The sequence below is a fragment of the Colwellia sp. BRX9-1 genome, from assembly GCF_014077195.1.
Lineage (GTDB): Bacteria > Pseudomonadota > Gammaproteobacteria > Enterobacterales > Alteromonadaceae > Colwellia_A.
This window is the reverse complement of record NZ_JACGVM010000001.1, coordinates 214,453-240,817: the sequence shown is the minus strand read 5'-3', so window position 1 is coordinate 240,817 and position 26,365 is coordinate 214,453. Positions and strand designations below refer to the sequence as shown.

Annotated in this window: 29 protein-coding genes and 1 riboswitch; of the genes, 14 read left to right on the top strand and 15 right to left on the bottom strand. The window is 38.2% G+C overall.

Annotated elements, in window-relative coordinates; genetic code table 11:
- Nucleotides 1-9: 9 nt before the first annotated feature.
- From modC to moaA, 9 genes are all read right to left on the bottom strand, one after another.
- Nucleotides 10-1,098 (bottom strand): molybdenum ABC transporter ATP-binding protein, encoded by a 1,089-nt coding sequence (gene modC, locus H4J76_RS01205; RefSeq protein ID WP_182213243.1) that lies wholly within the window; start codon nucleotides 1,096-1,098, stop codon nucleotides 10-12.
- Nucleotides 1,098-1,799: a molybdate ABC transporter permease subunit gene (gene modB, locus H4J76_RS01200; protein ID WP_182229942.1), complete on the bottom strand. Its 702-nt coding sequence runs from the start codon at nucleotides 1,797-1,799 to the stop codon at nucleotides 1,098-1,100. The genes modC and modB overlap by 1 nt, the downstream gene beginning before the upstream one ends.
- Nucleotides 1,792-2,544, bottom strand: a complete 753-nt coding sequence (gene modA, locus H4J76_RS01195) for a molybdate ABC transporter substrate-binding protein (RefSeq protein WP_182229941.1) — start codon at nucleotides 2,542-2,544, stop codon at nucleotides 1,792-1,794. Before modA ends, modB begins: the two co-directional genes overlap by 8 nt.
- A 56-nt stretch (nucleotides 2,545-2,600) precedes the next feature.
- Nucleotides 2,601-3,077, bottom strand: a complete 477-nt coding sequence (gene moaE, locus H4J76_RS01190) for a molybdopterin synthase catalytic subunit MoaE (RefSeq protein WP_070374822.1) — start codon at nucleotides 3,075-3,077, stop codon at nucleotides 2,601-2,603.
- A 10-nt stretch (nucleotides 3,078-3,087) separates the two neighbouring features.
- Nucleotides 3,088-3,336: a molybdopterin converting factor subunit 1 gene (gene moaD / locus H4J76_RS01185; RefSeq protein ID WP_182213240.1), complete on the bottom strand. Its 249-nt coding sequence runs from the start codon at nucleotides 3,334-3,336 to the stop codon at nucleotides 3,088-3,090.
- A 3-nt stretch (nucleotides 3,337-3,339) separates the two neighbouring features.
- Entirely contained in the window at nucleotides 3,340-3,879 is a 540-nt protein-coding gene (gene moaC, locus H4J76_RS01180) for a cyclic pyranopterin monophosphate synthase MoaC (protein WP_182213239.1), read from the bottom strand.
- Nucleotides 3,879-4,421, bottom strand: coding sequence for a molybdenum cofactor biosynthesis protein B (gene moaB, locus H4J76_RS01175; RefSeq protein WP_182213237.1), 543 nt, complete (start codon nucleotides 4,419-4,421; stop codon nucleotides 3,879-3,881). The genes moaC and moaB overlap by 1 nt, the downstream gene beginning before the upstream one ends.
- Nucleotides 4,422-4,478: 57 nt before the next feature.
- Nucleotides 4,479-5,132: a molybdenum cofactor guanylyltransferase gene (locus H4J76_RS01170; RefSeq protein WP_182213236.1), complete on the bottom strand. Its 654-nt coding sequence runs from the start codon at nucleotides 5,130-5,132 to the stop codon at nucleotides 4,479-4,481.
- 1 nt (nucleotide 5,133) lies between these two features.
- Nucleotides 5,134-6,105 (bottom strand): GTP 3',8-cyclase MoaA, encoded by a 972-nt coding sequence (gene moaA, locus H4J76_RS01165; RefSeq protein ID WP_182213234.1) that lies wholly within the window; start codon nucleotides 6,103-6,105, stop codon nucleotides 5,134-5,136.
- Nucleotides 6,092-6,242, bottom strand: a riboswitch (molybdenum cofactor riboswitch). Its footprint overlaps the gene before it by 14 nt.
- 229 nt (nucleotides 6,243-6,471) lie before the next feature.
- On the opposite strand from moaA, the gene moeA reads away from it, so the two are divergent.
- The 12 genes from moeA (at nucleotide 6,472) to ung (ending at nucleotide 19,452) form a co-directional block, all read left to right on the top strand.
- The gene (gene moeA / locus H4J76_RS01160; RefSeq protein WP_182213233.1) at nucleotides 6,472-7,707 is read left to right on the top strand and encodes a molybdopterin molybdotransferase MoeA; all 1,236 of its coding nucleotides are present in this window, start codon (nucleotides 6,472-6,474) and stop codon (nucleotides 7,705-7,707) included.
- A gap of 35 nt (nucleotides 7,708-7,742) precedes the next feature.
- A complete protein-coding gene (locus H4J76_RS01155; RefSeq protein WP_182213231.1) occupies nucleotides 7,743-8,441 on the top strand; it encodes an alpha/beta fold hydrolase in 699 nt (232 codons plus the stop codon).
- A gap of 21 nt (nucleotides 8,442-8,462) precedes the next feature.
- A complete protein-coding gene (gene dbpA / locus H4J76_RS01150) occupies nucleotides 8,463-9,878 on the top strand; it encodes an ATP-dependent RNA helicase DbpA (RefSeq protein ID WP_182213229.1) in 1,416 nt (471 codons plus the stop codon).
- Nucleotides 9,879-10,054: 176 nt separating this feature from the next.
- Nucleotides 10,055-10,420: a YebG family protein gene (locus H4J76_RS01145; RefSeq protein ID WP_070374830.1), complete on the top strand. Its 366-nt coding sequence runs from the start codon at nucleotides 10,055-10,057 to the stop codon at nucleotides 10,418-10,420.
- A 55-nt stretch (nucleotides 10,421-10,475) separates the two neighbouring features.
- Nucleotides 10,476-11,189, top strand: a complete 714-nt coding sequence (locus H4J76_RS01140) for a M48 family metallopeptidase (RefSeq protein ID WP_182213227.1) — start codon at nucleotides 10,476-10,478, stop codon at nucleotides 11,187-11,189.
- Between the two features lie 526 nt (nucleotides 11,190-11,715).
- Nucleotides 11,716-12,081: a response regulator gene (locus H4J76_RS01135; RefSeq protein ID WP_070374832.1), complete on the top strand. Its 366-nt coding sequence runs from the start codon at nucleotides 11,716-11,718 to the stop codon at nucleotides 12,079-12,081.
- Nucleotides 12,078-12,686, top strand: a complete 609-nt coding sequence (locus H4J76_RS01130) for a chemotaxis protein (RefSeq protein ID WP_182213225.1) — start codon at nucleotides 12,078-12,080, stop codon at nucleotides 12,684-12,686. The genes H4J76_RS01135 and H4J76_RS01130 overlap by 4 nt, the downstream gene beginning before the upstream one ends.
- Nucleotides 12,687-13,634 (top strand): sensor domain-containing diguanylate cyclase, encoded by a 948-nt coding sequence (locus tag H4J76_RS01125; RefSeq protein ID WP_182213223.1) that lies wholly within the window; start codon nucleotides 12,687-12,689, stop codon nucleotides 13,632-13,634.
- Between the two features lie 323 nt (nucleotides 13,635-13,957).
- The gene (gene thrA, locus H4J76_RS01120) at nucleotides 13,958-16,414 is read left to right on the top strand and encodes a bifunctional aspartate kinase/homoserine dehydrogenase I (protein ID WP_182213221.1); all 2,457 of its coding nucleotides are present in this window, start codon (nucleotides 13,958-13,960) and stop codon (nucleotides 16,412-16,414) included.
- Nucleotides 16,414-17,361, top strand: coding sequence for a homoserine kinase (gene thrB / locus H4J76_RS01115; RefSeq protein WP_182213220.1), 948 nt, complete (start codon nucleotides 16,414-16,416; stop codon nucleotides 17,359-17,361). Before thrA ends, thrB begins: the two co-directional genes overlap by 1 nt.
- A gap of 39 nt (nucleotides 17,362-17,400) precedes the next feature.
- A complete protein-coding gene (gene thrC, locus H4J76_RS01110; RefSeq protein WP_070374836.1) occupies nucleotides 17,401-18,696 on the top strand; it encodes a threonine synthase in 1,296 nt (431 codons plus the stop codon).
- Nucleotides 18,697-18,762: 66 nt separating this feature from the next.
- Nucleotides 18,763-19,452, top strand: coding sequence for a uracil-DNA glycosylase (ung, locus tag H4J76_RS01105; RefSeq protein ID WP_182213218.1), 690 nt, complete (start codon nucleotides 18,763-18,765; stop codon nucleotides 19,450-19,452).
- 75 nt (nucleotides 19,453-19,527) lie between these two features.
- Here the strand turns inward: ung and rmf are convergent, their stop codons facing one another.
- Nucleotides 19,528-19,704, bottom strand: coding sequence for a ribosome modulation factor (gene rmf, locus H4J76_RS01100; protein WP_070374838.1), 177 nt, complete (start codon nucleotides 19,702-19,704; stop codon nucleotides 19,528-19,530).
- Between the two features lie 246 nt (nucleotides 19,705-19,950).
- Nucleotides 19,951-20,193: a DUF3820 family protein gene (locus H4J76_RS01095; protein WP_070374839.1), complete on the bottom strand. Its 243-nt coding sequence runs from the start codon at nucleotides 20,191-20,193 to the stop codon at nucleotides 19,951-19,953.
- 127 nt (nucleotides 20,194-20,320) lie between these two features.
- On the opposite strand from H4J76_RS01095, the gene H4J76_RS01090 reads away from it, so the two are divergent.
- Nucleotides 20,321-21,439 (top strand): DUF3083 family protein, encoded by a 1,119-nt coding sequence (locus H4J76_RS01090; RefSeq protein ID WP_182213216.1) that lies wholly within the window; start codon nucleotides 20,321-20,323, stop codon nucleotides 21,437-21,439.
- 2 nt (nucleotides 21,440-21,441) lie between these two features.
- Here the strand turns inward: H4J76_RS01090 and H4J76_RS01085 are convergent, their stop codons facing one another.
- Nucleotides 21,442-22,014: a response regulator transcription factor gene (locus tag H4J76_RS01085; protein WP_182221171.1), complete on the bottom strand. Its 573-nt coding sequence runs from the start codon at nucleotides 22,012-22,014 to the stop codon at nucleotides 21,442-21,444.
- Nucleotides 22,011-23,273, bottom strand: coding sequence for a HAMP domain-containing sensor histidine kinase (locus H4J76_RS01080; protein WP_182229940.1), 1,263 nt, complete (start codon nucleotides 23,271-23,273; stop codon nucleotides 22,011-22,013). The genes H4J76_RS01085 and H4J76_RS01080 overlap by 4 nt, the downstream gene beginning before the upstream one ends.
- A gap of 163 nt (nucleotides 23,274-23,436) precedes the next feature.
- Here H4J76_RS01080 and msrA point away from each other — a divergent pair, with 163 nt between their 5' ends.
- Nucleotides 23,437-23,982: a peptide-methionine (S)-S-oxide reductase MsrA gene (msrA, locus tag H4J76_RS01075; protein ID WP_182221173.1), complete on the top strand. Its 546-nt coding sequence runs from the start codon at nucleotides 23,437-23,439 to the stop codon at nucleotides 23,980-23,982.
- A gap of 100 nt (nucleotides 23,983-24,082) precedes the next feature.
- On the opposite strand, the gene H4J76_RS01070 is transcribed toward msrA, so the two are convergent.
- Complete coding sequence (locus H4J76_RS01070) at nucleotides 24,083-24,931, bottom strand: tetratricopeptide repeat protein (RefSeq protein ID WP_310733497.1); 849 nt, start codon at nucleotides 24,929-24,931, stop codon at nucleotides 24,083-24,085.
- A gap of 145 nt (nucleotides 24,932-25,076) precedes the next feature.
- Nucleotides 25,077-26,231, bottom strand: coding sequence for an acyl-CoA dehydrogenase family protein (locus H4J76_RS01065; protein WP_070374843.1), 1,155 nt, complete (start codon nucleotides 26,229-26,231; stop codon nucleotides 25,077-25,079).
- Nucleotides 26,232-26,365 lie beyond the last annotated feature (134 nt).

Genomic DNA, 26,365 nt, shown 5'->3' with positions numbered 1-26,365 from the left:
TAAAGAAAGTTAACGCAGTGAACGTACTGCATTCGCTTTAAATTGAATAAATATACTTTGACCCAGCATTAACGATAAGCGCTTAGCCGACCAAGTCGTAATGGTGACAAAAAAGGGTTGTGCTGAGCAATTAACCGTTATTAGCATTTGAGCATTAGCGCCATCAGACGATATGATATGACTAATTGCTGTTATTTCGCCATGTAAGTGATTAACAATAGAGCTTTCGATAGGTTCATGTAAAGTAATGCTAATATCACTAGCGGCAATAATGCAGCGCACTTTTTTATTTTTGTCTGATGGGCTGTCACAAGCAATAAATATTTGTTGCTCACCTAAACGTAAACTTGTTAAGCCGTATTCGGGTAAATGTTCTTTCACCATCAATGATAAGCTGGTTTGATGCAATATTTCGTTATTGGTGGTTAGTTGATGAATAACGTGGTGAATATCACCATGATGACTCACTTTTCCTGAAGAAATAACTAATAGCTTATCGGCCAGTTGTTGAAGCTCATCTAAAGAATGGCTGACATATAACATTGGTAAATCAAGCTGTCTCTTGACCCTGTCGAGTAAAGCTAACAAGATAATTTTATTTTTATCGTCAAGTGCACTCAAGGGCTCATCAAGTAATAACAATCTTGGCTCAGCTAATATCGCACGCGCTAATGCAACACGCTGTTGCTCGCCCCCAGAGAGTTGAGTAACCGCTTTATCGAGCAAGCTTTCAAGCTGGGTGAGTTCAACTATTTCTGCAAAACTTAAGCGACAATTCTTATGTCGTTTTTGCCCAAAACGTAGGTTTTCTTCGACATTTAAATGAGGAAACAAGCGACTATTTTGAAAAACTAAACCTATGCGACGTTGATGTGGCGCAACAAACGTTTTTGCCTCGCTATTAAATAAGTATTCATCATCAAGTAATACCTTGCCATGTGCTTGTTGTTCTAATCCGGCGATCACTTTTAATAAGGTTGATTTTCCAGAGCCAGAATGACCAAAAATCCCTGTGATACCGGTTAAAGATATTTTGTCATCAATTGTTAATGAAAACTCGTCATGCTCAACGGTGAAATTTAGTGCTAGCTCAGCCATTAATTAAACCTCTTTGATTTAACTCGTTTATTTTTAGCAGGCCGATTCAGTAAATAAATTAAAGATAATAGAACAAGCGATGAGATAACTAAACTTATTGAAATAAGGTGTGCTTGTGCATAATCGAACGCCTCAACATGATCGAACAAGGCAATTGACAGCACACGGGTTTCACCTGGAATATTACCGCCAATCATTAAGACCACACCAAATTCACCAACCGTATGAGCAAAGCCTAAACTGGCTGCGGTAATAAAACTGGCTTTAGTCATTGGCATAACAACAGTAAAAAATCGATCGAAAGTGCTAGCACCAAGCATAGCTGCAGCTTCTAATAAGTCATCGCCCAATTGCTCAAATGCCTTTTGTAATGGTTGCACAACAAAGGGTAAAGAGTATAAAACAGAGCCAATAACAATAGCAGAGAAGCTAAACGCTAGTTGTTGACCGGTTGCCTGTTGCCAAATTTGTCCTGGAAGGTATTGTGGAGAAAACAACAATAATAAATAAAATCCCAGTACTGTCGGTGGTAGCACTAAAGGTAAAGCCACTAATGCTTCAATAAAAACTTTCGAACGGCTTTTCATTTTAGCGAGATACCAAGCGAGTGGCGTGCCAATTAACATTAAAATAACCGTGGTTAAGCCCGCCATTTTTAATGTAGTGATCAGCGCCAGCATATCTGGGTGGGTATTACTCATTGGCATTGATCTCATTCGACGATGCATAACCTGATTCAGTAATAAACTGTTGAGCTTGCTTACTCATCAACAAGGTAACAAAACGTTTGGCTTGGGCTATTTTTTTACTGTGCTTTAAAATCACTAATTGCTGTTTTATTGGTTGATGTAAATGTGAGGGGATCAATACTCCGTTAAAATTATTGAGCACTAATTGACTATTACTGACAATGCCTAAGTTTACCGCTTGCGAACGTGTTTGCTGAAACGTTTGACCAATATTAATTCCTTGAATTAATCGGTCTTTATAATCATCCCAACGTTGTAAATTTTCTAATACTTGCTTAGCAGCCTTACCGTAGGGCGCAATCCTGGGGTTAGCAATGGCAAGACGATGTTTATTATTATTAAGGGCTACCAAGAGATCGCTGTCAATATTACCCTTTGCAGACCAGAGAGCTAGCTGCCCAAAAGCATAGGTTTGCAGACTTCCACTCACCGCTAAGCCGCTTGTTGATAATAATTGTGGTCGTTCACTGTCAGCAGATAAAAACACATCAAAAGTAGCGCCATGTTCAATTTGTAGAAATAAAGTACCACTGGATGCCGCGATAAGAATTGGTGATAAAAATTGTTTTTGATTTGAATTAAAGCGAGCTAGTAACTGTTTTAATGTCGGTGCAAAATTCGAAGCAACGGCAATGCGCAAGGGTGCTTCATTCTCACTTGCCGTGTCTTTAGCCGCAACTAAAGTTATCGGTAACATAAGTAGCGCTATCAATAAAAAACGAGTAGATATACTCGCCAGCATTAATCCCAAAGCTATTTACTCCACGCCTGTGCTTTTTCTTTATCACTGGCTTTCGCTGCTAACCAGGTTTCACCAAGTTCAGTGAGTTCTTTTTTCCAAAATGGCGCGGCCACTTTTAAAAAATCCATAATAAATTCATTAGCAGCAAAGGCATCTTGACGATGTTTACTAGTTACACCAACAAAAACAATTTGTTCACCTATGGCTAACTGGCCGATTCGGTGAATGACTTTTACACGGCCAATATCCCAGCGTTTTTTTGCCGTATCAATGATTTCAGCTAATAGCTTTTCAGTCATATCAGGGTAGTGCTCAAGGAATAATCCTTTAACTTTCAAACCCAAGTTATTATTGCGCACTCGACCACTGAAGGTAACAACGGCACCATCTTCAACATTATCATTCTCTAACAGATTAACTTCAACACCGTGATCAAAGTCTTCGGTTTGAATACTGATCTCTGGGTACTTATTATTGAGACTCGCCATATTAACTATTTTATCCTCCGGTGACGGGTGGAAAGAAAGCCACTTCGTCTCCTGCTTTCACCAAAAAATCATTATTAACCATTTGATGATTAACCGCACAAAGTAATGAATTATTGGTGAGGTAATGTTGCCAATCATTATTTTTTTCACCTAACGCCACTTTAACTTCAGCGACGGTAGTGGCAAGGTCAGCACTTATTTCAGTACCCGCAGAGCCGAGCTGTTCTCGCAACGCGGCAAAAAATATTACTTTGATCATAGCTTATCCTTTATTCTTTGAATCTTCTAAAGCTTGCTCTGCTTTTGCTTGCCAAGAGCCTGATTTACCCCCTTCCTTAGTCATTACACGAATACCGTGAATTTCCATTAAAGGGTCAGCGGCTTTACACATATCAAATAATGTTAAACACGCAACAGCAACCGCTGTTAGGGCTTCCATTTCGACACCCGTTTGTCCGGTTAGTTTACATAAACTTGTCACATGCACTTGGCTACGTTCTTCATCAATGGTGAAATCAACATTTACTTTAGTTAACATCAACGGATGACAAAGAGGAATTAAATCACTGCACTTTTTTGCTGCTTGAATACCTGCAATGCGAGCGACAGAAAATACATCACCCTTTTTATTATCACCTTGGGTAATTAACGACAAGGTATGTGCCGACATTTGGATATAACCTTCGGCCGTCGCAGACCGTGACGTCAGCGCTTTATCGGTAACATCAACCATATTTGCTTCACCACGTTTGTTGACATGGCTTAAGGCGTTAACATGGTTATTATTTGCTAAAGTAGTCATTAGTCGCGCGTCTCACAAACTTCTGCCATTTTTAAATGAGGTACAAAATTACAAGGGCGATGGCTCGCATCAAGTTGCTCTCTAATGAGTTTATCCCAAGCAGTACGACAGGCATTAGTTGAGCCCGGCACACATAAAATAACTGTGCTATTAGCAATGCCGCCAAACGCTCGCGACTGAATTGTCGACGTGCCAATTTCATCAAGCGAAATAGCCCGGAAAACTTCACCAAAACCTTCGACATTTTTATCAAATAAAGGTACTAAGGCTTCAGGAGTATTATCACGAGCAGTAAATCCGGTGCCGCCGGTCGAAATTATCGCTTGGACATTATCGTCAGCAATCCATTTTGAAACAATGGCGCGTAGTTGATAAACATCATCTTTAACAATCACTTTATCGGCAAGTTTATGACCCGCTTCAGTTAAGCGTTCAACAAGTACTTGCCCTGATGTGTCATTTGATTCATCACGGGTATCAGAAACAGTTAATACCGCAATTGATAAGGGAATAAAAGCGTTACCGCTATGTAAAGAGCTCATGATTTTTCCTAAATTTTATTAGTTTTCTGTTGATTGTTAAATAAAAAACGCAAAAATTCACACAGAAAAGCGTTGCTGCGCTTGTTGCCATTCTTGCGGTGTATTGGTATTAAATAAACACTGTGGTGACTTTACAGCTAAAACTTGATGTGGCACTTGTGCAAACATCGAACGAATAGACGGACCATTTTTCTTAGGGTTATTTTTTTCGCTTAACCCACCTTTATTACCTTGCAAATACTGGAGAAAATGCGTGGTAAAGAATTGCTCAACAAAAGCATTGTTAGGTAAATAAAGTGGTAAAAAATGATCAGAAAAAAAGCAGGCTTTTTGAGCTAACTCACCTTTTATTTTTAACTGCGCAAGTGTTTCCTTGGTCATTAAAGGTAAATCAACCGGTAATATCAATAATGATTTAGGTTGGTATTTTTTAATAACACTGTAAATACCCCCCATTGGGCCAAGTTCTGCAAATTGGTCAGTAACAAAATTTTCGCTGTTAACATCAGCCCCATCAATGTTTCCACTGACGACAATGTTATTTATACCAATATTTTTCAGCAAGTTCTTACTAAAACTGAGCATATTTTCTTTGCCATTTACTGCAGTCTTATTACGCATTAACAAAGCTTTATTGCTACCCATACGAGAAGATTTCCCACCCGCTAGCACTACGCCTAAACATCCTTGATTAAACAAAGCTGCATTCATCTTAGCCACCCAACATCGCAAGGTTTTTGGTGGCACCGGTGAGTTTATCTTGCAGAAAATGTGTGGCTTTTTTATCGGTCATCATCGCGCGAATCTGTGCTTTCAATGGCTCAATATCATCTTGCTGTAAATACTCTTTTAACGGTAAACCTTCTTCGGTAAATAAGCATAAATGTAATTTACCTAATGAACTGACCCGCAAACGATTACAAGTATTACAAAAGTCTTTACTGTACGGCATAATTAAACCGATTTTACCTTGATAATCAGGATGATAAAACTCTTGTGCTGGGCCTGCTGCTTTATCGTTAACTACAGGTAACCAACCATCTAATATTAAATTTTGCTTAATACGTGCACCTTGTACATGTTGTGCATCAAAAAATTCTTGGTTATCACCCGTTTGCATTAATTCAATAAAGCGCAAAGTCACCGGAGTCACTTTCAGCCAATCAAGAAAGGTTTTAATGTCGTGACCATTGTATTCGCGCATTAATACGGTATTAATTTTAATTGTTGCACGACCATCTGCCAACGCCATATCTATACCTTTTAAAATATGGGGTAACTTATTATGACCGGTGATTGAATGGAACATGCGCGGGTCAAGACTATCAATACTGATATTAATCGCGTCAATTCCAGCATCTAGCCAGCCTTGCAGATGTTCAGGTAATTTATAACCATTAGTGGTTATCGCGACTTTTTTAATACCGGGCGTTTGCTTACAAGCAGCAATAATTTCAGGTAAGTCTTTACGCAATGAAGGTTCGCCACCGGTAATACGGATTTTCTCTGTACCCATTTGAGCAAAAGCGTTGGCAACACGCTTAATTTCATCAAAGGAGAGAAAATCACGATCATGGTCGCATGAATAACCATCAGGCAAGCAATAGGTGCAACGGAAGTTGCAAACGTCAGTAATAGAGAGGCGCAAGTAATAAAACTTGCGACCGAAGTTGTCTGTTAACATCTCACCTTTCCAAATGTAGGGAGGCTAACAAGTTTCCCTGTTAACCCTGGTGGTTATAGCAAAATTACTATTAACCACGGCTTAAATAGCATTCTAAAAAAAGATTTAGCTAGAAAAGCTCGGCGAATAATTCATTTAATGAATACAAGTATAGTAAACTATTTCACTATTAAAATACGGCTAGACGATAAGTAATTTTGATTTGCATCAAAAAGTCATCACTTTACACGTATTATTGATGAGTAAATTTACGTCATAATAACGTATTCCTATGCCGTTAAGTAAATTGCAATAGACGCGAATGGGAATAACAAGCAGGCGGTGCTAATTTGCCGTGTAAAAATAAATATAAAAGAAGAGTTACTTATGGTTGATTGTTGTTCTGCTCCTGGATTATTACCTTTCGAACAAGCGATGGAAAAAATGTTGTCGGCGATTACGCCGATCGATAAAACTGAGTCGGTTTCTTTAGCATTAGGTTTAAATCGTGTGCTAGCTCGCAACATTTCGAGCCCATTAAATGTTCCTCCTCATCATAATTCAGCTATGGACGGTTATGCCTTTAAATGGGCAAGTTTACAAACGACCGATACATTAACTATGATTGGCCGGTCAATGGCTGGCGCGCCTTTTCAAGGTGAATGTAAAATCGGTGAATGTATTCGTATAATGACAGGTGCAAAATTACCAAGTTGTTGTGATACCGTTGAAATGCAAGAGAACTGCCAAGCAAAAGATACCGGCATTACATTCCTAGAAAACCGAGAATTTAACGATAACATTCGCTTTACCGGTGAAGATATCGCAATAGACCAACCCGTTTTTAGCCGAGGTAAAAAACTTTCGGCGATAGATATTGGTGTACTGGCATCTTTAGGTGTACCAATAGTAGAAGTCTATCGTAAAATTACTGTTGCTGTATTAGCAACCGGCGATGAATTAAAATCTCCGGGCGAAGTCCTTAATGACGGTGATATTTATGAAAGTAATAGCCATGCATTAATTGCGATGTTGACTAAACTGAATGTTACGGTGATTAATTTTGGTATTATCGCTGACGATGAACAAGCAATACGCACTGCATTTGAACAAGCCGATCAGCAAGCCGATGTTGTAATTTCCTCAGGAGGTGTTTCTGTAGGTGACGCCGATTATACTAAGTTGATACTTGAACAATTAGGCGAAATTGGTTTTTGGAAAATAGCCATGAAACCCGGTAAGCCTTTTGCTTTTGGAAAATTACCTAATAGTTACTTTTTTGGCTTACCCGGCAACCCTGTTTCAGCCTTGGTCACCGCACATCAATTGGCAGTACCCGCGTTGTTAAAATTACAGCATGCCCAAGCTAAAAAGTTACCGCTATTAAAAGTAAAAACAGCCACCCAATTAAATAAGCGCGCCGGACGCATGGACTTTCAACGGGCGATATTGTCAACCAATCACCAAGGCGAGATGATAGTTACCAGTACAGGTAGTCAAGGCTCAGGAATTTTAACCAGCATGTCGACGGCCAACTGTTATATTGTTTTACCGGCAAACCAAGGCAACGTTCCCGCTAATGAAATGGTTAACGTGCAACTATTTGATGATGTTATTCAGTAGCGTTATCTATTTTTAGCTTGTTATGAACACACAATATGACGATTAAAATATATTGCCTACCGGGTACCATGTGCGATCAACGTCTGTGGCAGGCTTGCATCACTTACTTACCTGAAAATGTGGAGCTTATCCACATTGCCATCCCCGTGGAAAATAGTATTGATAAAATAGTCACTGCGCTTGAACAAAAATTCCCAGTAGGAAGAATAAATTTAGCGGGTTTTTCTTTAGGGGGATATATCGCGTCGGCTTTTGCGCTGAAATATCCTAATAAAATTAACAAACTACTGCTTATTTCTAATATGTCTTATTTGTTGCCACCTGCTCAATTAAAAGAGCGCAGCCGCACGATTGCTTATGTTAAATTGCATGGTTACTCAGGCATCACCAGCAAACGTATAACTGCACTGCTGCATGCAAGCAAACACAACAATCAAGGCATCATTAACTGTATTCGAGCAATGGATATTGAGTTGGGTAAGGAAACACTTATCCATCAATTAACAGTGACCACCCAACGCGAGAATTTATTAGTAAAACTTCCTACGCTTGCCATCCCCATTCAGTTCTTAATTGGTGATAATGACTCGCTGGTTAAGTTAACGCGCATTACCGCTATTTTAACGCAATCGCCGCTGATTTCTTTAATAACACTTGCCGACACCGGCCATATGTTACCGCTTGAACAACCAGAAAAGTGTGCTGGCAATATGATTCGTTTTTTTATCGAGTAATAAGCATTTAAACAAGGTAAAATGACGTATTATTTTTATGCCAAGGAATTCCCGTTGAGCCAGCTTAGTTTTTCCACCTTACAACTCAAACCTGAGTTAATTCAAAATTTAGAGTCTATGGGTTATCAACAGATGACCGACATTCAAGCCCAAAGCTTGCCAACTATTATTGCCGGTGGTGACGTTATTGCCCAAGGTAAAACAGGCTCTGGTAAAACCGCTGCCTTTGGCCTAGGTGTTTTAGAAAAACTAGACGTAAAACGTTTTCGTATTCAAACACTGATCCTTTGTCCAACACGTGAATTAGCCGACCAAGTAGCGAAAGAAATTCGTAAATTGGCCCGTGCCATCCATAACATAAAAATATTGACCCTTTGTGGCGGTATGCCTTTTGGCCCGCAAGTCGGTTCTTTAGAGCATGGCGCTCATATCATTGTTGGCACGCCAGGAAGAATTGAAGATCATTTAGGTAAAGGCACATTGAAATTAGACGATGTGAATATGCTAGTGCTCGATGAAGCCGACCGTATGCTAGAAATGGGCTTCCAAGCCTCCGTTGACTTTATTATTAGCCAAATTCCTCAACAACGACAAACCTTATTATTTAGTGCAACTTACCCGGCAGAAATTGCCGATATTGCTAAAAAAATAATGCAATCACCGACCAAGGTAACCGTTGAGGGGAATCACGAAGAAAGCACCATATCACAGCATTTTTATAAGGTAGAGAATGACAGCGAGCGTATCGACGGTATCCGTTTATTGTTATTAAAGCATCAACCTGAATCAAGCATCGTTTTTTGTAACACCAAAAAAGACGTACAAATTGTTGTCAATGAACTACGTAATTACGGTTTTAATGTTCAAGATTTACATGGCGATTTAGAGCAAAGAGATCGTACCGAAGTATTAGTTCGCTTTGCCAATAAAAGTATTTCAATTTTAGTCGCCACCGATGTTGCCGCGCGTGGTTTAGACATTGATGCGCTAGATGCAGTATTTAATTATCATATCGCTCGTGATAGCGAAATTCATGTACACCGTATTGGCCGCACAGGCCGAGCGGGTAGCACAGGTATTGCTTGTTCTTTTTTCAGTGAAAAAGAAAGCTACAAAATAGGTTTATTAGAAGATTACCTTGACCGAACTATCGAAGGCGAATTACTGCCAGACGCTAGTGTATTAAACGCCTCGGTGTATTCTCCGAAAATGGCAACAATACAAATAGATGGCGGTAAAAAGCAAAAAGTACGTGCGGGCGATATCCTTGGCGCTCTAACTGGCGATAAAACTATTTCAGCTAGCGAAGTGGGAAAAATTCAATTATCAGATAACTGGGCTTATGTAGCTGTAAGTCGAAAGTTTGCCAAACAAGCCTTTAAAAAACTTAGTGATGGCAAGTTAAAAGGTCGTAAATTTAGAGTAAGATTACTATAGTTACTATCGGTTAAAACAGTATTTATCAATAACGAGGTTTTATAAAATGATTGTATTTTAATGAAAACCTCGTATGATACTGTTGTTTTGTACAGTTAATTTTGATTGTATAAGCGGTTTTAAATCGTATATGATAAAACCATCAAGCGTAATATTGATCCTATAAGGGAAAAAAAATGGCAGTTGAAAGTCGATTTGTCGTCATTAGACAAGGTGTGGAGGTAGAAACATTCATGGATAAAAAAGCAGCAGACGAGTATGACAAAATGCTTGATATGGCTGACAGCTTAGCCGAGATGTTTGAAGCCAGCAGCTTTAATATTGATGAAAAAGTGCGTGAAGAACTCTGTATTTATCTAGCTAAGAATCGTGAAGATGTGCTTGTTGCTTTGCAAGCTAAGAAAGCTAAGCCAGAGACTGCTGCTAAAAAGAACGTTACAGCACCAGTTGAAACAGTAAATAGCACTGACTCGTCGCCAGAAATTGAAGCAACAGCAAAAGTAAAAGCGCCACGTAAGGCTAAAGCGAGCACAAGTAAATAAAGTGCGCTGTACTGGTTTGAATTTATCTTTACTTAACACTAGATAATATTGAATTATGTTGTCATATCAGCTCATTCGTAGCGTTAAAAGAAAAACGGTTGGCTTACAAGTTAAGCACGGAAAAATTATAATCCGTGCGCCAAAATATGTTTCTGAAGATGATATAGCGAACATTGTTAAATCAAAAAGCCTTTGGCTGCACAGAAAAATTGCCGAGCAAAACGCACAACCTGCCACTCAAAATAATCATTATCAAAAAGATAGCCAATTGCTTATTAATGGCGAACTTAAAACACTTGATATTCATTATGGTCTATTTCCAGAAATAACGCTTCATCAAGATATCATCATAGCGACTCTCGCTAGTAAATTAAAAATCAAAGTAGCTGATGATATAAAGAACCAAGATAAATATGTAAAGCAACAACTTGAAGCTTGGTTAAAGCAGCAAACTTATGCTTATATTGATGAAAACTTATCTCATTATGCGGAAAAAATTGGTGTTTTACCCAAATCGTTTAAAGTCAGATTATATAAGTCTAGATGGGGCAGCTGTAATAGTAGAAGTGAACTGAGTTTCAGTTCTTTATTAGCCATGACGCCTAAATGGATTATCGATTATGTAATAGTTCACGAGCTTTGTCATCTTAGGCACATGAATCATTCAACTAAGTTTTGGCAATTAGTTGCGCTTAACTACCCTAACTACGCTTCAGCTAAAACGTGGTTAAAATCCCACCAAAACCAATTACAATGGCCGACTCTTTAATGGTCATAATATCCTCGTAGGGGATAAATGAGCGAACAAATAAATCTTTTTATAAAGAAGATAAAATCAATTCAGTATTAGACTAATAAAATTATCAACAATTTCTTCAACTTACATTATATTGTGGCACGAATATCGCTTAGTATTTGAATACTAATTTAAATTCACAGGATATGACAATTTATTAGCCATTGTTATAATCAATAGATGAAGAGATAAATGATGAAATTCAAAACATACAGCTGGAAAGCTATTGCGATTTATACCCTTTCGACAATAATGTCTATCGTGTTAATTAACCTAATAATCACCTTCTAATTAGGTAAAAAAATAAAAGTATCACGGCAAAATTATCACTAATTTTTGACCGTATTATTATTAGCTTGTTGTTATATTGTGCAATTATTAGAGAGATCGTCATTAAAAGCATAAAAAATCAGCATTTTGTACTTTATTAATTAACAGTACCGCTTATTTAAGGTAGATTAACGCCATAAAATAAAAAAAATAAAGGATTACCCATTACATGAGCTTTTCAGTTCTTGTTTGTGATGACTCTAATATGGCCCGTAAACAAGTTTTACGTAGCTTACCAGAGCAACTATCAGCTAATGCACAATTAGCAAAAAATGGTCAAGAAGCTGTTGAACTTTTACGCAGTCAAGTATTTGACATTCTATTTCTAGACCTCACCATGCCTGTTCTAGATGGCTTAGGTGTACTCCAAACCCTAAAAGATGAAAACATTACACCGGCAATTTTTGTTATATCAGCCGATATACAACCAGAAATGCAAAGTAAAGTACTTGAACTCGGTGCCAAAGCTTTTTTACGTAAACCAGTTGAATTAGAAGTCCTTAACACTAACCTAAGAAATCATGGTTTTTTATGAGCAACCTCAACTTAAATGAAGATCAGCAAGATTGTTTACAAGAAATAATTAATGTTGCTATGGGTCAAGCAAGTGACCAACTTGCCCGATACTTAAATACCTTTGTTTATTTAAAAGTACCTAGTATTGAACAAGTCAGTACGCTAAGCCTGCTTAACTCGTTAAACAGTGATGAAAATTCTGCTGCGGTAGTAAGTCAAGGCTTCTTTGGTTACGAAGGCATTCGCGGTGAAGCACTGCTTATGTACAAGCCAAAAGATTCTGATCGACTTGCAGATTTACTGGGCTATGAGCCTGATGAATTATCTGTTGAAGAACAAATTATCGACTTAAGCTCTATTTTAACCACCACCTTCTTAAATGTTTTTGCTAAACAAATAGATAATCAAATGTCTTACAGTGCGCCGCGTTTATTAGCGGGTTCACAAAGTGCAATATCCGATCATCTTGCCCAACAATCATTTAATTGGGACTTAGCTTTAAAAGTTAAAATAACTTATCAAGTTACTGACTATTCATTTAATTGCGATATGGTTTTGTTTATTCCTGAGTCAGCAATTATTAATATAAAAACAGTTATTGACAGAATTTTGGAAGAGTTCTAAATGCTTGCTGATGATATTTGTCCTGATATTGCCAACAAATTAAATACCGGTATTCTCATCATAGATAGTCAATACAATATCGTATTTTGGAATCGGTATTTACAAATTCATGCTAACAAAAAGCCTGAAAATGTTATCGGACAAGATATTTTTATTGTCTTTCCCGAGCTGCCAGAAAAGTGGTTCAAAAGAAAAATTGAAAGTGTCTTTCAACTAAAAACCCAGTCTTTTTGCTCATGGGAACAAAGACATCACCTTTTTGAATTGCCTCATACCCGCCCTATGACGACAGACAGTCACTTTATGGCTCAAAACTGTACCTTTTTGCCGCTTGAAAATAAAGAGGCTAACGAACACGTTTGTATTCTTATCGAAGATGTTACCGATGTATGCCATTACCAAAGTAAGCTAAACAAAACACTTGAAGAGCTTGCACAGGCCAATCGTATCGATGGCTTAACACAAGTCTTTAACCGCAAGCATTGGGAAGAGTGTCTCGAAAAAGAATTTTCGCGCGCACGTCGTTATCAGCATGGTTTAGCGCTTATTATGTTCGATTTAGATCATTTCAAATTACTTAATGATACTTACGGACATTTAGGTGGCGACATAGTACTAATAGAAACCGCTAAAGTGATCAGTGAACTACTGCGCTTAGGTGACTTATTCGGTCGCTATGGCGGTGAAGAGTTTGCAATTATTCTGCCTAATACCGATCTTGTTGGCGCTTTAGATGTTGCTGAGCGGATCCGTGTTGCGATCAGCAAAAATATCATTAACTTTCAAGAAGTCGAAATAAATGTTACCGCCAGTGTTGGTGTTGCAGTCATCACCGAAGCAGACACCCGTTATGAAGACTTAATATCCCGCACAGACCTTGCCTTATATGACGCTAAGGCTTCTGGAAGAAACATAGTTTGCGCTGCAAAAGAGACTATTCCAGCCTAAAAAACTGAATATATTCGCTTTATTATCCAAATAAAACCCTCTTACTGCTTATTTATGAATAAAATATAACTTTTTATTCATAAATAACTATTGACAGTAAAACACTGCTCAGGCATTTTATAACCATGAAAACATTTGTCCGTCGTATTACCATTATTATTATCACTACCACCCTCAATGGGATGGTTGTCATCGGCTGACGTGTAAAAAACACATAAATAAAAGCCCGTGACCCCTTAGGTTCCGGGCTTTTTTTTGTTTTAAGGTTTTAATCATTGCAAGTTCTTTGGCTCGCAAAGAATTTACAATAAAAAGGAAGTAAAATGCGTGTATTAAAGTTTGGCGGTTCATCTCTAGGGTCAGCAGAACGTTTTGTGCAAGTTGCCAAAATTATAGCTGACAAAAGTAACGATTCTGCCGTTGCCGTCGTTGTTTCCGCCCCACAAGGCGTAACCAACCATTTAGTGGCTATGGCAGAGAATATTAGTGATGAAATAAAATTACAGAATGATTTAGAACACTTCAGAAAAGCTATTATAACCATTATTGATGATCTTGGTGCCAGTTTACCAAAATTCAGCCCATTACATGCAGAGCAAGTCCTTATAAACTGGGAGCATAAGCTTTCACGTTATCTACAGGGTGCGACTATGTTGTCTTATTGCCCGGATCATATCCGCGCTATAATTATCAGCATAGGTGAGCGTTTAAGTGTTGCCTTGCTCGAATCTGTGTTGAACGCACAAAGTATTAAAACGTCTGTTATTGAACCAGAAAAATTTTTAATCACCAACGATGCGTCTCTTAATGCAGTCGCTGATTTAGTCTTATCAAAAGAAAACTTCGAAAACCATTACAACAATCTCAATAAAGTTGCCTTAATGCCGGGTTTCATCGGTGTTAACAAACAAGGACAAGTAACAACGCTTGGCCGCAATGGTTCTGATTACTCTGCCGCTGTTCTCGCGGTTTGTGCTCAAGCTGAGTGTTGTGAAATATGGACGGATGTTGATGGTGTGTTTAACGCAGATCCTCGTCTAATAAAGGAAGCAAAATTACTTGATTATTTGTCGTATCAAGAAGCGATGGAGCTTTCATATTTTGGTGCTAGCGTGCTACACCCAAAAACGATTGGCCCCATCGCTCAATTTCATATTCCTTGTTTGATTAAAAATACCGGTAATCCTGCTGCGCCAGGAACCTTAATATCTAACGAGGATGATCAAACTAAAAAAGTTAAAGCGATATCTAATCTTGATGATTTAACCATGGTCAATGTATCAGGACCGGGCATGAAAGGCATGGTTGGCATGGCCAGTCGTGTATTTGCCACTATGAGTCAAGAAAAAATTTCTTTAGTCTTAATTAGCCAGTCTTCCAGCGAATACTGTATCAGTTTTTGTATTCACACCAGCGATGCTGAATTAGCCGAACTAAGCTTACAACAAGAGTTCGAACTAGAGTTACTCAATGGTTTACTTGAACCGTTGAAGTTACAACATGAATTATCGATTATTTCTCTGGTTGGTGACGGTATGCATCATCAACAAGGAGTTGCTGCTAAGTTTTTCAGTTCATTAGCCCAAGCGCGTGTCAATGTCATCGCTATTGCCCAAGATTCGTCAGAGCGTAGTATTTCTGTTGTGGTAGAAAAACGTAAATGTACTGATGCAATGAAAGTCAGTCATCAAAATTTCTTCACCCACAAACCCACTATTGATGTATTCCTTGTTGGCTGCGGCGTCGTTGGTAGCGAGCTTCTTGCGCAAATTGCTCGTCAACAACCTAAGCTTAAAAAGCAAAATATTTCTTTAAAGGTGTATGGTATTGCTAACAGTAAAGGTATGGTTTTTAATACTGAAGGTATTGATTTAGATAACTGGCAAGCAGAAATGAAAAGTGACGCTGTTCCAGTAAATGTTGAAAACATCAAGGCTTTTGTCCGCGAGAATCATCTGATTAATCCGGTATTAGTCGACTCAACATCTAGTGAATCTTTAGCGATGAGCTATGTAGAGTACCTTGAAGAGGGTTTTAATATTGTAACGCCAAATAAAAAAGCCAATACTGACTCTTGGCAATACTATCAAGCGTTGCGCAGTGCAGCACAGAAGTCTAACCGTCGCTTCTTATATGAAACAACAGTTGGTGCTGGCTTACCCGTAATTGATACCTTACAAAGCTTGCTAAAAGCGGGTGATGAATTAGTACGTTTTGAAGGGATATTGTCTGGTTCACTTTCCTATATGTTTGGAAAACTAGAAGAAGGTATGACCGTTTCTCAAGCCACCGCTATCGCCAAAGAAAATGGCTTTACCGAGCCTGACCCTCGTGACGATTTAAGCGGTATGGACGTAGCGCGTAAATTGTTAATCATGGCGCGTGAAGCAGGAATACCGCTTGAGTTATCAGATATCTCTATAGAGTCAGTGTTACCTGCAAACTTTGATGCGAGTGGTGATGTCAGTGAATTTATGAAGAACTTAGCGAAAATAGATGATGAATTTTCTCAACGAGTAAAAGTCGCAAAAGCTGAAGGTAAAGTTTTACGTTATATCGGCAATATAGTTGATGGAAAATGTAAAGTTGCCATTGAAGCTGTTGCCAATGATCATCCACTTTATAGTGTTAAAGATGGTGAAAATGCGTTAGCAATACATAGCCGTTATTACCAACCACTACCGTTTGTATTACGCGGTTATGGCGCAGGTGCTGCGGTTACCGCCGCCGGTGTGTTTGGTGATCTATTAAGAACATTAGCATGGGAGCAACAGCACTAATGACTATATCTGTTTTTGCTCCCGCATCAATAGGCAACCTAAACGTTGGCTTTGATGTTTTAGGTCTAGCGGTTAAGCCCATTGATGGTACTTTATTAGGTGATGTAGTTACTATAGAGTCAGCCACAGAGAATAAGCTGATTGTGATTGGTGAATTTGCCAATAAACTACCGGGTAAGGCCACAGACAATATTGTTTGGCATTGTCTAGAGCTATACAACCTAGCACTTGAAAAAGCGCAACAAGCGGTTAAAAAAGTACAACTAACACTAGATAAAAAGATGCCGGTTGGCAGTGGTTTGGGCTCAAGTGCTTGTTCTGTAGTCGCAGCTCTGGTCGCACTCAATGAATTCTATCAGCAATATTTTGATGAAAAAACACTGTTATTTATGATGGGTCAAATGGAGGCAAAAATAAGTGGCAGTTTGCATTACGACAATGTCGCACCATGTTATTTAGGTGGTTTGCAATTAATGGTGCCAGACAAACAGCTTATTAGCCAGAGTTTGCCCCTATTTGATCATTGCTACTACGTAATGGCTTACCCAGGTATTAATGTCTCAACGAAAGCTGCGCGCGATGTTTTACCCAAGCAATACAGTCGTGCTGACGCCATTACTTTCGGACAAAATTTAGCAACTTTTGTTGATGCTTGCCACCGTAATGATAAACAACAAGCATTTTCAGTACTCAAAGATGTACTTGCAGAGCCTTATCGTCAGCACTTGTTACCAAAATTTATCGAAGCTAAAGACTATTTAAGCGCTCAAGGTCATTTAGCTGTAGGCATTTCAGGATCAGGGCCTACCTTATTTTGTGTCTGTGATTCGCTTGAAAAAGCCCAAGATAGCGCGCTTTGGTTACAAAAAAATTATTTACAAACAGACTCAGGTTTTGTTCATGTCTGTCAGGTTGACTTAACGGGTGCTGAGAGATTGCCCGCTTAATCACTTTATTAAAAATACCAAATTTATTAGGAATATGTTGTGAAATTTTATAATTTAAAAGAAAACGATGAACAAGTCAGTTTTGCTGGTGCGGTTAAGCAAGGACTAGGAAAAAATCAGGGACTCTTTTTTCCTGAAACAATCCCAGTGTTAGATAATATCGATGAATTACTCGCTATGCCTTTAGTTGAAAGAAGTGTACATGTCCTCTACCCGTTTGTAGAAGGTGATTTAACTAAAGCGCAATTAACTGAGATTGTGACCAGTGCTTTTAACTTTCCAGCACAAATTCAACCCATCAATAAAGACAGAGCTATATTAGAGCTTTTTCATGGTCCAACACTCGCCTTTAAAGATTTTGGCGCGCGTTTTATGGCTAAATGTTTGCAAGTTTTTAGCAAAGATAAAAAGATCACTATATTAACGGCGACCTCAGGTGACACAGGCGCGGCGGTTGCTCATGCTTTTCATAACATTGAAAATATTCGTGTGGTGATCTTATATCCGAAAGGAAAAATCAGCCTGCTACAAGAAAAAATGTTTACGACCTTAGGCGGCAATATTGAAACACTCGCTATTGACGGGAGTTTTGATGATTGTCAGGCGTTAGTTAAAAAGTCATTCGATGATAGAGAGCTAGCTACTACTATAGGTTTAAATTCAGCTAACTCAATAAATATCAGCCGCTTATTAGCTCAGGTATGTTACTACTTTGAAGGGTTTGCACAGTTATCTCGTCAAAAGTGTAAAAGCGAATTAAACGATGTTGTGGTATCGATTCCCAGTGGTAACTTTGGTAACTTAACCGCTGGTTTATTTGCTAAAGCACTCGGTTTACCGATAAAAAGATTTATTGCGGCAACAAATGCCAACGATACTGTGCCTCGTTACCTAAAAACAGGTGAGTGGACGCCTAATGCTACTGTAGCGACAATTTCAAATGCTATGGATGTTAGCGATCCTAACAACTGGCCTCGCGTTGAACATATGCTAAAGTCTGGCATAGTTCCTAGCGATTGTATTAGTTCAGTTTCAATTGATGAAGAACAAACACAGTCAACTGTTTTACAGTTAGCCAAGCTGGGTTACATCAGTGAACCACATGCAGCCGTTGCCTATAAAGCGTTACAGTACAATGCAGATGAAGGTGAATTTGGTGTGTTTTTAGGCACCGCACACCCAGCAAAATTCAAAGAGGTGGTTGAAAGTATTTTAGGACAACCAATCGGTCTACCAAAAGAGCTTGCTGACTGCGCCAGCGAAACCATTTTATCAAAAGATATGGCCGCTAACTTTAGCGACTTACGTGATTATTTATTATTAAACGATCACTAATTTCGTTCAGTTAAAAACACGTTTATAATGGTCGTTAATTTAGATTAACGGCCATTTTTATACCTCATGATAAATCAAAATATTAAGCCGCAATGGCAACAACTTATTAATCAAGAACAAGCCAAGCCATATTTCATCGAACTAAACCAAGTAATTTCTCAACAACGAGCAAAGGGCGAAGTTATCTTTCCTGCGCAAAACGATATTTTTAATGCTTTTTGTTATCAAGATATTAAAGACACTAAAGTGGTTATTTTAGGGCAAGATCCCTACCACGGTGAAGATCAAGCTCACGGACTCGCTTTTTCTGTGCAACCCGGCATTAACGTCCCACCTTCATTAGTCAATATTTATAAAGAGCTTGTTAATGAGTTTGCTGACTTTAATAAGCCAAGCCACGGTTGCTTAACGCAGTGGGCAGAGCAAGGGGTGTTATTACTGAATACGGTTTTAACCGTCAAACAAGCACAGGCTCATTCTCATGCTAAGTTAGGTTGGGAAACATTTACTGATGCAGTAATAAAGCACATTAATCAAGAAAGTAGCGGTTGTGTATTCTTACTTTGGGGAGCTCATGCGCAAAAGAAAGGAAAAAACATTAATACCGAAAAGCATTTTGTATTAAACGGGCCACATCCTTCACCTTTATCGGCATATCGCGGTTTTTTTGGCTGTCAGCATTTCTCAAAAACCAACCAATGGTTACAATCAAAAAATATGACTCCGATAAACTGGCAGTTGCCTGAACAAGCATAAGGTTAACTAAAAAAAGATACAGCCCTTAGTAAACATCAGCAAAGGGCTCCTTTTTATTAAAAATAAGATGTTAACTTATAACTTGAATAGTCCTAGATTTTTATCCGTTAACGCATCACGCCAACCCCCTAGCCATTCTGATTTTGCATCTGTATTTTGATAAGGACATTTTTCTTTTGTTTTTCCGGTGAGGCCTGCTTTATAACCATTGGAATGTGCTCTGCCTAGACGATCTCTTTTCTTTGTTTGCATCGATAACTCTCCATCATTGTCTTGGTGATACTTATTAATACTTGTCGAATAAAACAGCAGTCGACAATTCAGTTAAGAATAAGCAAGAGGCTAAATCAAGTAAAATTACGATTAAAAAGTGTTCGACAGTTAATGATTGAGAGCTGAAAAAATCCTAATTATAAGATTAAATAAATAAAACAATTTGTTAGCAACAAGCGTTATTACCTATGATTATTAAAAGTTATTTTTATATAAAAAATTATTTTAATGTTGTGGAATACCTAAGCGACTTGAGCGTAACAGTGGTTCTAACATGCCTTCAAGACCATTGAGTTTTATTTCGTAAATTAATTCAAGTTGCTGTCCTAGCTTACCTTCAGGAAAACCTTTTGATTTAAACCACACTAAGTAAGGCTCTGGCAATTTTAGTAAGGGTCTACCTGCATATTTTCCAAAAGGCATTATTTGATTTACAGCATCGAGCAAAGCTTGTTGATCTGAAAACATAGTTTCTCTACTTATTAAATTTTCTTGTCGAGATAATAACTCAAAACCTTTTAACATCATAAAAGTGTCACAAGGTCTATTTATAATCATCCTAAGTTTATCGACTAACTTCAAACAGGGAACGAACATGTCTATAATAAGAAAACGCAGTGCGGCGCACAAAGCTTATATTCCTTCAAATGCGCGAGATAACCAATATATTTTAGCTGAGTTTGCCATTACCGATGAATTAATAGAGTTAATTTCTCCAAATATTTCAACGCATAGCACTCAACCTTACTATGATTTTTATCAAAGTTTATCACAATTATTATTTACGCTAAGTAATGACTATGCGATACAAAGTAGCTTATTTATTGCTAACGATAAATTAGTTCGCGTTCGCTACAGTCAAGAAATGCACCAATGGCAAACCAGCCAGCAAATTTTATTTTATTACGATCCTCAAAATCATCAATTACAAAATTCTTTTTTTGATGCCAGTATTCGCGCAAAAAAGATCACCCTGCTGTTTTTAGCCTCTGGCGACGACATTCGTTTTAATGCCGCGGCATTTCATCAAAAAGTGACTCGGTTACTGCATAGTTTTATCGAGCAAACAAAATTACCTAACCAAGCGATACGTTTACGTGATCATCAACATCTTACCTATGATTTATTTGCTAAAAATAAAGGCTGCTTAGGCACACAAGCACATAAGTTACGGCCGATTGATGAACGCTATAAATCACAAAACGTTGTTATAACACCGAACGCATCGGCAATAAGTTATGCGGTAATTAATCTAACGATTGATAATCGTTTATTGGGTTTAGTCGACATTGATGCCAATTCTAAAGATCCATACAATCCGCTTTATACTTATTTAACTGATACTTTTTCACTGGTGGCTAAGCGTTTTAATTTAAATAATGGGGCGTTAATCGCTAATGGTTTAGTCCCCATTGTCCGACATAGTTTGCATGAAATAATTTCTAAGATGGGTGAGTTACAAATGTTAGGTTATAACCCTAAACAGAGTCCCTGTGGCTTGGTGAGTAAATGGAAAGCCGATGAGTTAGTTGATAACGTTCAACTTATCTTTGTGGCTACCGCAGAAGATTCCCAGCACAGCGGCTATGGCAAGTTTATTAACCAAATAGAACAGGCAATGCGTTTATTAGCGACCGAACTCGAAATCCCCATTAATAAAGATGAATTAACGTTAAGGTTTCACCAGCATATTGCTTATAATATTGAAAACTAAGGTTAATCAACTTCGCCATTAACCGTTGGTTTTTTCTGTAGCTTGCGTTGTAGGGTTCTGCGGTGCATTGAAAGCTGACGAGCCGTTGCTGAAACATTACCATTATTAAATTTTAAGACTTGTTGAATATACTCCCATTCAACCTGCTCGGTTGACAACGTTGGCTCATTTATAATGTTTGTTGCTGAATTTGCAGCCAATGTTGATTTTTTTAGCGACGAACTGTTAGCGTTTTTAGCTAAAGCCGATAATAAAGTCTGTGTATCGACCGGCTTGGTTAAGTAATCATCTGCGCCAAGCTTTATTGCGTCAACGGCAGTAGCGATACTGGCAAAACCGGTTAACAAAATAATACGACTCTTTGGCAATAGCTTCCTCATCGGATTAATCAAATTTAAGCCACTTTCATGATGGAGTTTCATATCGAGCAATATGAATTCAGGTAATTGACGATGACAGGTTAATAATGCATCGTTAATATTATCGGCCAACCAACAGCTGTAGCCATGTTTTTCCATACGCCTTTTAAGCGTATTAGCAAAGGTACTGTCATCTTCAACAATTAATAATTTCATTCACTTTTTTCCTGCATATCATTAACCACTAACGGTAACTTCAACGTTACTAATGCGCCACCGGCAACGTGATTGGTTAAGGTAAGTGTCACACCTAATCGCTCTAAACTTGCATGACTCAAAAATACCGCCATACCTAATCCTTGCTTGCTGTTTACGGGTTTAACGCCTAACTCACTTAGTGTTAATTGGGTAAAACCACAACCAAAATCACGAATACTGAGTTGCCAATTTTTTTCATCAAACAAGCTAGATAACTCAATTTTATCACTACCGCTGGCTTTAGTGGCTCGAATAGCATTATTAACTAAATTTAAAATCGCTGGCAATAATGAAGCATCAGCCAATACTTTAGCGTTTTCACTGAGTATTGATTGGTGCGTCTCAGACAAAAAGTTCACCCTAACATCAGGATAATTTAAGTTAATATGATCACGCATTTCTTGCACAATATCAGCACAAAGTACCTCTTTTGACTTTTGCTCTTTAATCTCAAAAACCATTTTACGAAACTCAGCTAAACTTCTGCTACAACGTAATAACTGTCCTTGTAGGTCAACAATCGCTGGGTGCTCAGGTAGCTCTTCACTGAGTTCATCGACAAGCAGCTGTACAGTTGCTATGGGAGTAGCGAGCTGATGAGTTATTTGCGCAGAAGCGACCCCTAATGACATAATTTTTTCTTGCTTTAATTGCTCTTCCCGAAAAGCAGCTATCGCCTGTTCTTTTTGAGAAATTCTTCGTGCCATTTGGCCAACAACGGTTGCAACAACAATGCTAGAAAAGAGAAAGTTGATCCACATACCAATAAAGTGGCTTTGCATATTGCCATGCATTACTGACATGGGTAATAACCACAATAAAACACTGTATGAAGCAATCGCGAATAGTGCGACACTTCCAAGTAATAACGGTGTTAACGTCACAGCAGCAATAGCAATAGGAATAAGTAATAACGAGACAAAAGCATTAGTTGCTCCGCCGCTAAAATACAAAATAAGTGAGAGAAATAAGATATCAGCGCAAATCTGCCCAAGTAAGGCGAGCTTATCGGCTTCTTTCCCAGATTTATAATATAAATAGCTGACTAACGTAAATAAAGCTTCAATTGAAATAACAATAATGAGCGGTAACCAAGGCAGCTGATAGTTTAAAACGCCATTAACAAAAAGTATTAATATCAGCTGAATAATAATTGCCGCACTGCGCAATAAAAGAACGGTGCGAACTTGGTTAAACTTTCTAAAAAATAAAGACATAATATTTTTATATTGGTTAATCGTATTTGTTGATGTTACGCTAATTTTTATAATTTTAACTGATCAAAAACAGTTTATTTTAAATTTCAGATAAAAACATATAGACATCTAAACGTCTATTGTTATACAGTTATTTTAATCAAATTTATTAAGGTTTATTTTAATGTCATCACATGAAGAAAAAATCACCCTGGCAGGCGGTTGCTTTTGGTGTATTGAAGGTGCATACAACCAATTAATCGGCATTAAATCTGCCGTATCAGGTTATATGGGCGGTAGCGCAGCGCTAGCAACTTATGAAGACGTTTGCTCGGGTCAAACCGGTCATGCAGAAGTCGTGCAGTTAACTTTTGATAGCGCAGCGATCACTTCTCGTGAAATATTAGAAGTGTTTTTCACGCTACACGATGCCAGCCAATTAAATCGTCAAGGTAACGATATAGGAACCCAGTATCGCTCAGGGATTTTTTATCACAACAAAGAACAACAGCAAATTGCTGAAGATATTATTAAAGAAGTCGACGCCAGCAATATGTATAGCTCAGCGGTTGTGACCGAAGTAACTCAAGCGTCAGAGTTCTTTTCTGGTGAAGATGTTCATCAAGACTATTTCAATAATAATCCTGGTAATCCTTACTGTCAGGCGATTGTTTCGCCTAAGCTCGCAAAATTTAGAAAAACGTTCGTGGGTAAATTAAAACCATCATAGACTTAAAGCCATATTGTCAGCTTGAGAGTAAAACCTCACCTTTCACAAAGTGCGTAACACTGAAATAATCAGTGTCACGCATCTACTGCCAAGTAATGATTTAATACATTAAGGTATACAGTTTTCTGCGAAATTTATTGGCTAATGGATCACCATCAGGTAAAGCCTTTAACACATCAAGATAAAGATCTTTGCTGGCAGCATCACTACTGTCTTTTTGCATTAAACGAAACAGTAACGTCAACGCTTCTTCATGTCGATTGACTTGGCTGTATTGCGCAACAAGTTGATGTTGTAAAGCAATGTTGTCAACATCGTCCACTAACTGTGCTTCTAGTGCTTTAATTTCTGGTGAGTCCGCGGCTTGACTGGCAAGCTCAAGTTTAGCGATAAGCGCTTGATAGTGACTGTCTTGGTCAACCATTAAAATAGTGGTTAATAAAGATTCTGCTTCGCTTATTTTACCCGTTTGTAAATAAACATCTGCCATCATTAATTTAATGTCGGCACGTTCACTATTAAGTTGATAAGCACTATTAATGACCGTGAAGGCATCATTAATATTATTATCAGCTAATAACTTTTGCGCCTGAATGAGTAATAAGTCTTCTTCTTTAGGTAAATGATTAGCTAAAAATTCTTTTATATTGTCGTCATCTTGTGGCCCAGTTAAACCATCAAGTGGTTGGCCATCTTTCACTAAAATCGCCGTAGGTAAGCCTTGAATACCAAATTGTTGGGCAATTTGTTGCTGGGTTTGACAATCAACCGTGGCGTATAATATATACTGCTCAAAACCCTGCAAGCCGATGGCTAGCTTATCTTTTAGCTCCAAACTTTCAGGGACCTGTGCCGCCCAAAAGTCAACTAAGACTAACTTCGATTTTGATTCTTCTAAAATAATTTGTTGAAAATTTTCTAGGGTAATTTCAATGGCATTTGTAGTCACATTCACTTCCATTTAGTTTATTGATGAGCGTCTATAATCTATATTTTGGGGCAATTATAAAAAGCGCAAGTGCCTTAATACAAAAAGCTGAACGCCTATCAATAAAGGGACGTTCAGCTTTCGTATCATATAAGTCTAATAATAATTAGACTTCGTTTAATAACTCACGAGCAATAATGATTTTTTGGATCTCGCTGGTGCCTTCATAAATAGTGGTAATACGTACGTCGCGAGCCATGCGCTCAAGCGGATATTCTTTAATATAGCCGGCACCGCCCATTAATTGCAAAGCGTCATAACAAGCAGTATTCGCTTTTTCTGCGGCAAATAACTTCGCCATAGAAGCGGCTTTACCAAAGGGTAACCCTTGTTCTTTAGTATAAGCAGCTTGCATTAACAATAAACGGGCTGCCTCTAAATCTGTGTAACGTTCGGCAAGTTTCCATTGTAAACCTTGGAAGTTTGATAATGCTTGGCCAAACTGCTTACGTTCAGTGATAAAAGCACGAGCGTAATCCATGGCGGCTAAACCAATGCCTAGCGCTAATGAACCAATACCAATTCGACCGCCCGCAAGTTCGCCGACCGCAACGCCAAAGCCTTTATTTTCTTTGCCCATCATGGCACTAGCAGGTATCCGACAATTACTAAAGCTCACTTCATTAGTAGGTGATGCTTTTTGCCCCATTTTTTCTTCTGGCTTACTGACCGTAATACCTGGTGTATTTGCTTCCACTAAGAAACATGAAATACCCTTACCTTTTCGAGCGGTCGCGTCCGTTACCGCCCAAACAACAAAGATGTCAGCAAAGCTGGCACTGGTAATATAGAGTTTGCTGCCATTGAGTACGTATGCATCACCGTCGAGTACCGCAGAGGTCTTCATGCCAGCAGGATCTGAACCGGCGTCATTCTCTGTTAAACAAAAAGCACCTGCTTTATATTCACCACTACATATTTTAGGTAAATATTTTTGCTTTTGCTCTTCATTACCAACCGCTTGAATAACTTCAGCAACCATATTTGTCACTGATGTTGTTACTGCGGTTGCTGCACATGCGCGTGCTATTTCTGTTATCGCTAAGCTAAAAGCAACCGTGCCTGCTTCAACGCCACCATATTCTGCTTTAATATTTAAGCCCATAAAACCCAGTTCAGTTAACTGCGCAAGGTTGTTGAGGAAAAGTGTTTGATCTTGGGTTTCATCAAGTTCGGCCGCTACAGGAGCTAATTCGCTTTCAGCGAATTTTTTTGCCATATCTTGAATCATCATCTGTTCTTCGGTTAATGATAAATTCATTCGTTACTCACTTTTATATATTAAATTTGTATTTATTTGTATTTAGATGCGTATTTAAAAATTAAATCGCATATTTAAATTTATTATTATTATTTTTTTCTAATTAACTAAACGATAGCAGCACCGATTTAGAT

Bases quoted from the DNA above. Each gene is read 5' to 3' on its own strand.
- moaE (WP_070374822.1), bottom strand. From the start codon at position 3,077: ATGGCGAGTCTCAATAATAAGTACCCAGAGATCAGTATTCAAACCGAA.
- H4J76_RS01135 (WP_070374832.1), top strand. From the start codon at position 11,716: ATGAGCTTTTCAGTTCTTGTTTGTGATGACTCTAATATGGCCCGTAAA.
- rmf (WP_070374838.1), bottom strand. From the start codon at position 19,704: ATGCAAACAAAGAAAAGAGATCGTCTAGGCAGAGCACATTCCAATGGT.
- H4J76_RS01085 (WP_182221171.1), bottom strand. From the start codon at position 22,014: ATGAAATTATTAATTGTTGAAGATGACAGTACCTTTGCTAATACGCTT.
- H4J76_RS01065 (WP_070374843.1), bottom strand. From the start codon at position 26,231: ATGAATTTATCATTAACCGAAGAACAGATGATGATTCAAGATATGGCA.
- H4J76_RS01130 (WP_182213225.1), top strand. From the start codon at position 12,078: ATGAGCAACCTCAACTTAAATGAAGATCAGCAAGATTGTTTACAAGAA.
- msrA (WP_182221173.1), top strand. From the start codon at position 23,437: ATGTCATCACATGAAGAAAAAATCACCCTGGCAGGCGGTTGCTTTTGG.
- thrB (WP_182213220.1), top strand. From the start codon at position 16,414: ATGACTATATCTGTTTTTGCTCCCGCATCAATAGGCAACCTAAACGTT.
- H4J76_RS01095 (WP_070374839.1), bottom strand. From the start codon at position 20,193: ATGTTTTCAGATCAACAAGCTTTGCTCGATGCTGTAAATCAAATAATG.
- H4J76_RS01145 (WP_070374830.1), top strand. From the start codon at position 10,055: ATGGCAGTTGAAAGTCGATTTGTCGTCATTAGACAAGGTGTGGAGGTA.
- modB (WP_182229942.1), bottom strand. From the start codon at position 1,799: ATGAGTAATACCCACCCAGATATGCTGGCGCTGATCACTACATTAAAA.
- thrA (WP_182213221.1), top strand. From the start codon at position 13,958: ATGCGTGTATTAAAGTTTGGCGGTTCATCTCTAGGGTCAGCAGAACGT.
- H4J76_RS01125 (WP_182213223.1), top strand. From the start codon at position 12,687: ATGCTTGCTGATGATATTTGTCCTGATATTGCCAACAAATTAAATACC.
- dbpA (WP_182213229.1), top strand. From the start codon at position 8,463: ATGACGTATTATTTTTATGCCAAGGAATTCCCGTTGAGCCAGCTTAGT.
- H4J76_RS01155 (WP_182213231.1), top strand. From the start codon at position 7,743: ATGACGATTAAAATATATTGCCTACCGGGTACCATGTGCGATCAACGT.
- modA (WP_182229941.1), bottom strand. From the start codon at position 2,544: ATGTTACCGATAACTTTAGTTGCGGCTAAAGACACGGCAAGTGAGAAT.
- moaC (WP_182213239.1), bottom strand. From the start codon at position 3,879: ATGACTACTTTAGCAAATAATAACCATGTTAACGCCTTAAGCCATGTC.
- moeA (WP_182213233.1), top strand. From the start codon at position 6,472: ATGGTTGATTGTTGTTCTGCTCCTGGATTATTACCTTTCGAACAAGCG.
- moaA (WP_182213234.1), bottom strand. From the start codon at position 6,105: ATGTTAACAGACAACTTCGGTCGCAAGTTTTATTACTTGCGCCTCTCT.
- H4J76_RS01170 (WP_182213236.1), bottom strand. From the start codon at position 5,132: ATGAATGCAGCTTTGTTTAATCAAGGATGTTTAGGCGTAGTGCTAGCG.
- moaD (WP_182213240.1), bottom strand. From the start codon at position 3,336: ATGATCAAAGTAATATTTTTTGCCGCGTTGCGAGAACAGCTCGGCTCT.
- H4J76_RS01140 (WP_182213227.1), top strand. From the start codon at position 10,476: ATGTTGTCATATCAGCTCATTCGTAGCGTTAAAAGAAAAACGGTTGGC.
- H4J76_RS01080 (WP_182229940.1), bottom strand. From the start codon at position 23,273: ATGTCTTTATTTTTTAGAAAGTTTAACCAAGTTCGCACCGTTCTTTTA.
- modC (WP_182213243.1), bottom strand. From the start codon at position 1,098: ATGGCTGAGCTAGCACTAAATTTCACCGTTGAGCATGACGAGTTTTCA.
- H4J76_RS01090 (WP_182213216.1), top strand. From the start codon at position 20,321: ATGTCTATAATAAGAAAACGCAGTGCGGCGCACAAAGCTTATATTCCT.
- moaB (WP_182213237.1), bottom strand. From the start codon at position 4,421: ATGAGCTCTTTACATAGCGGTAACGCTTTTATTCCCTTATCAATTGCG.
- ung (WP_182213218.1), top strand. From the start codon at position 18,763: ATGATAAATCAAAATATTAAGCCGCAATGGCAACAACTTATTAATCAA.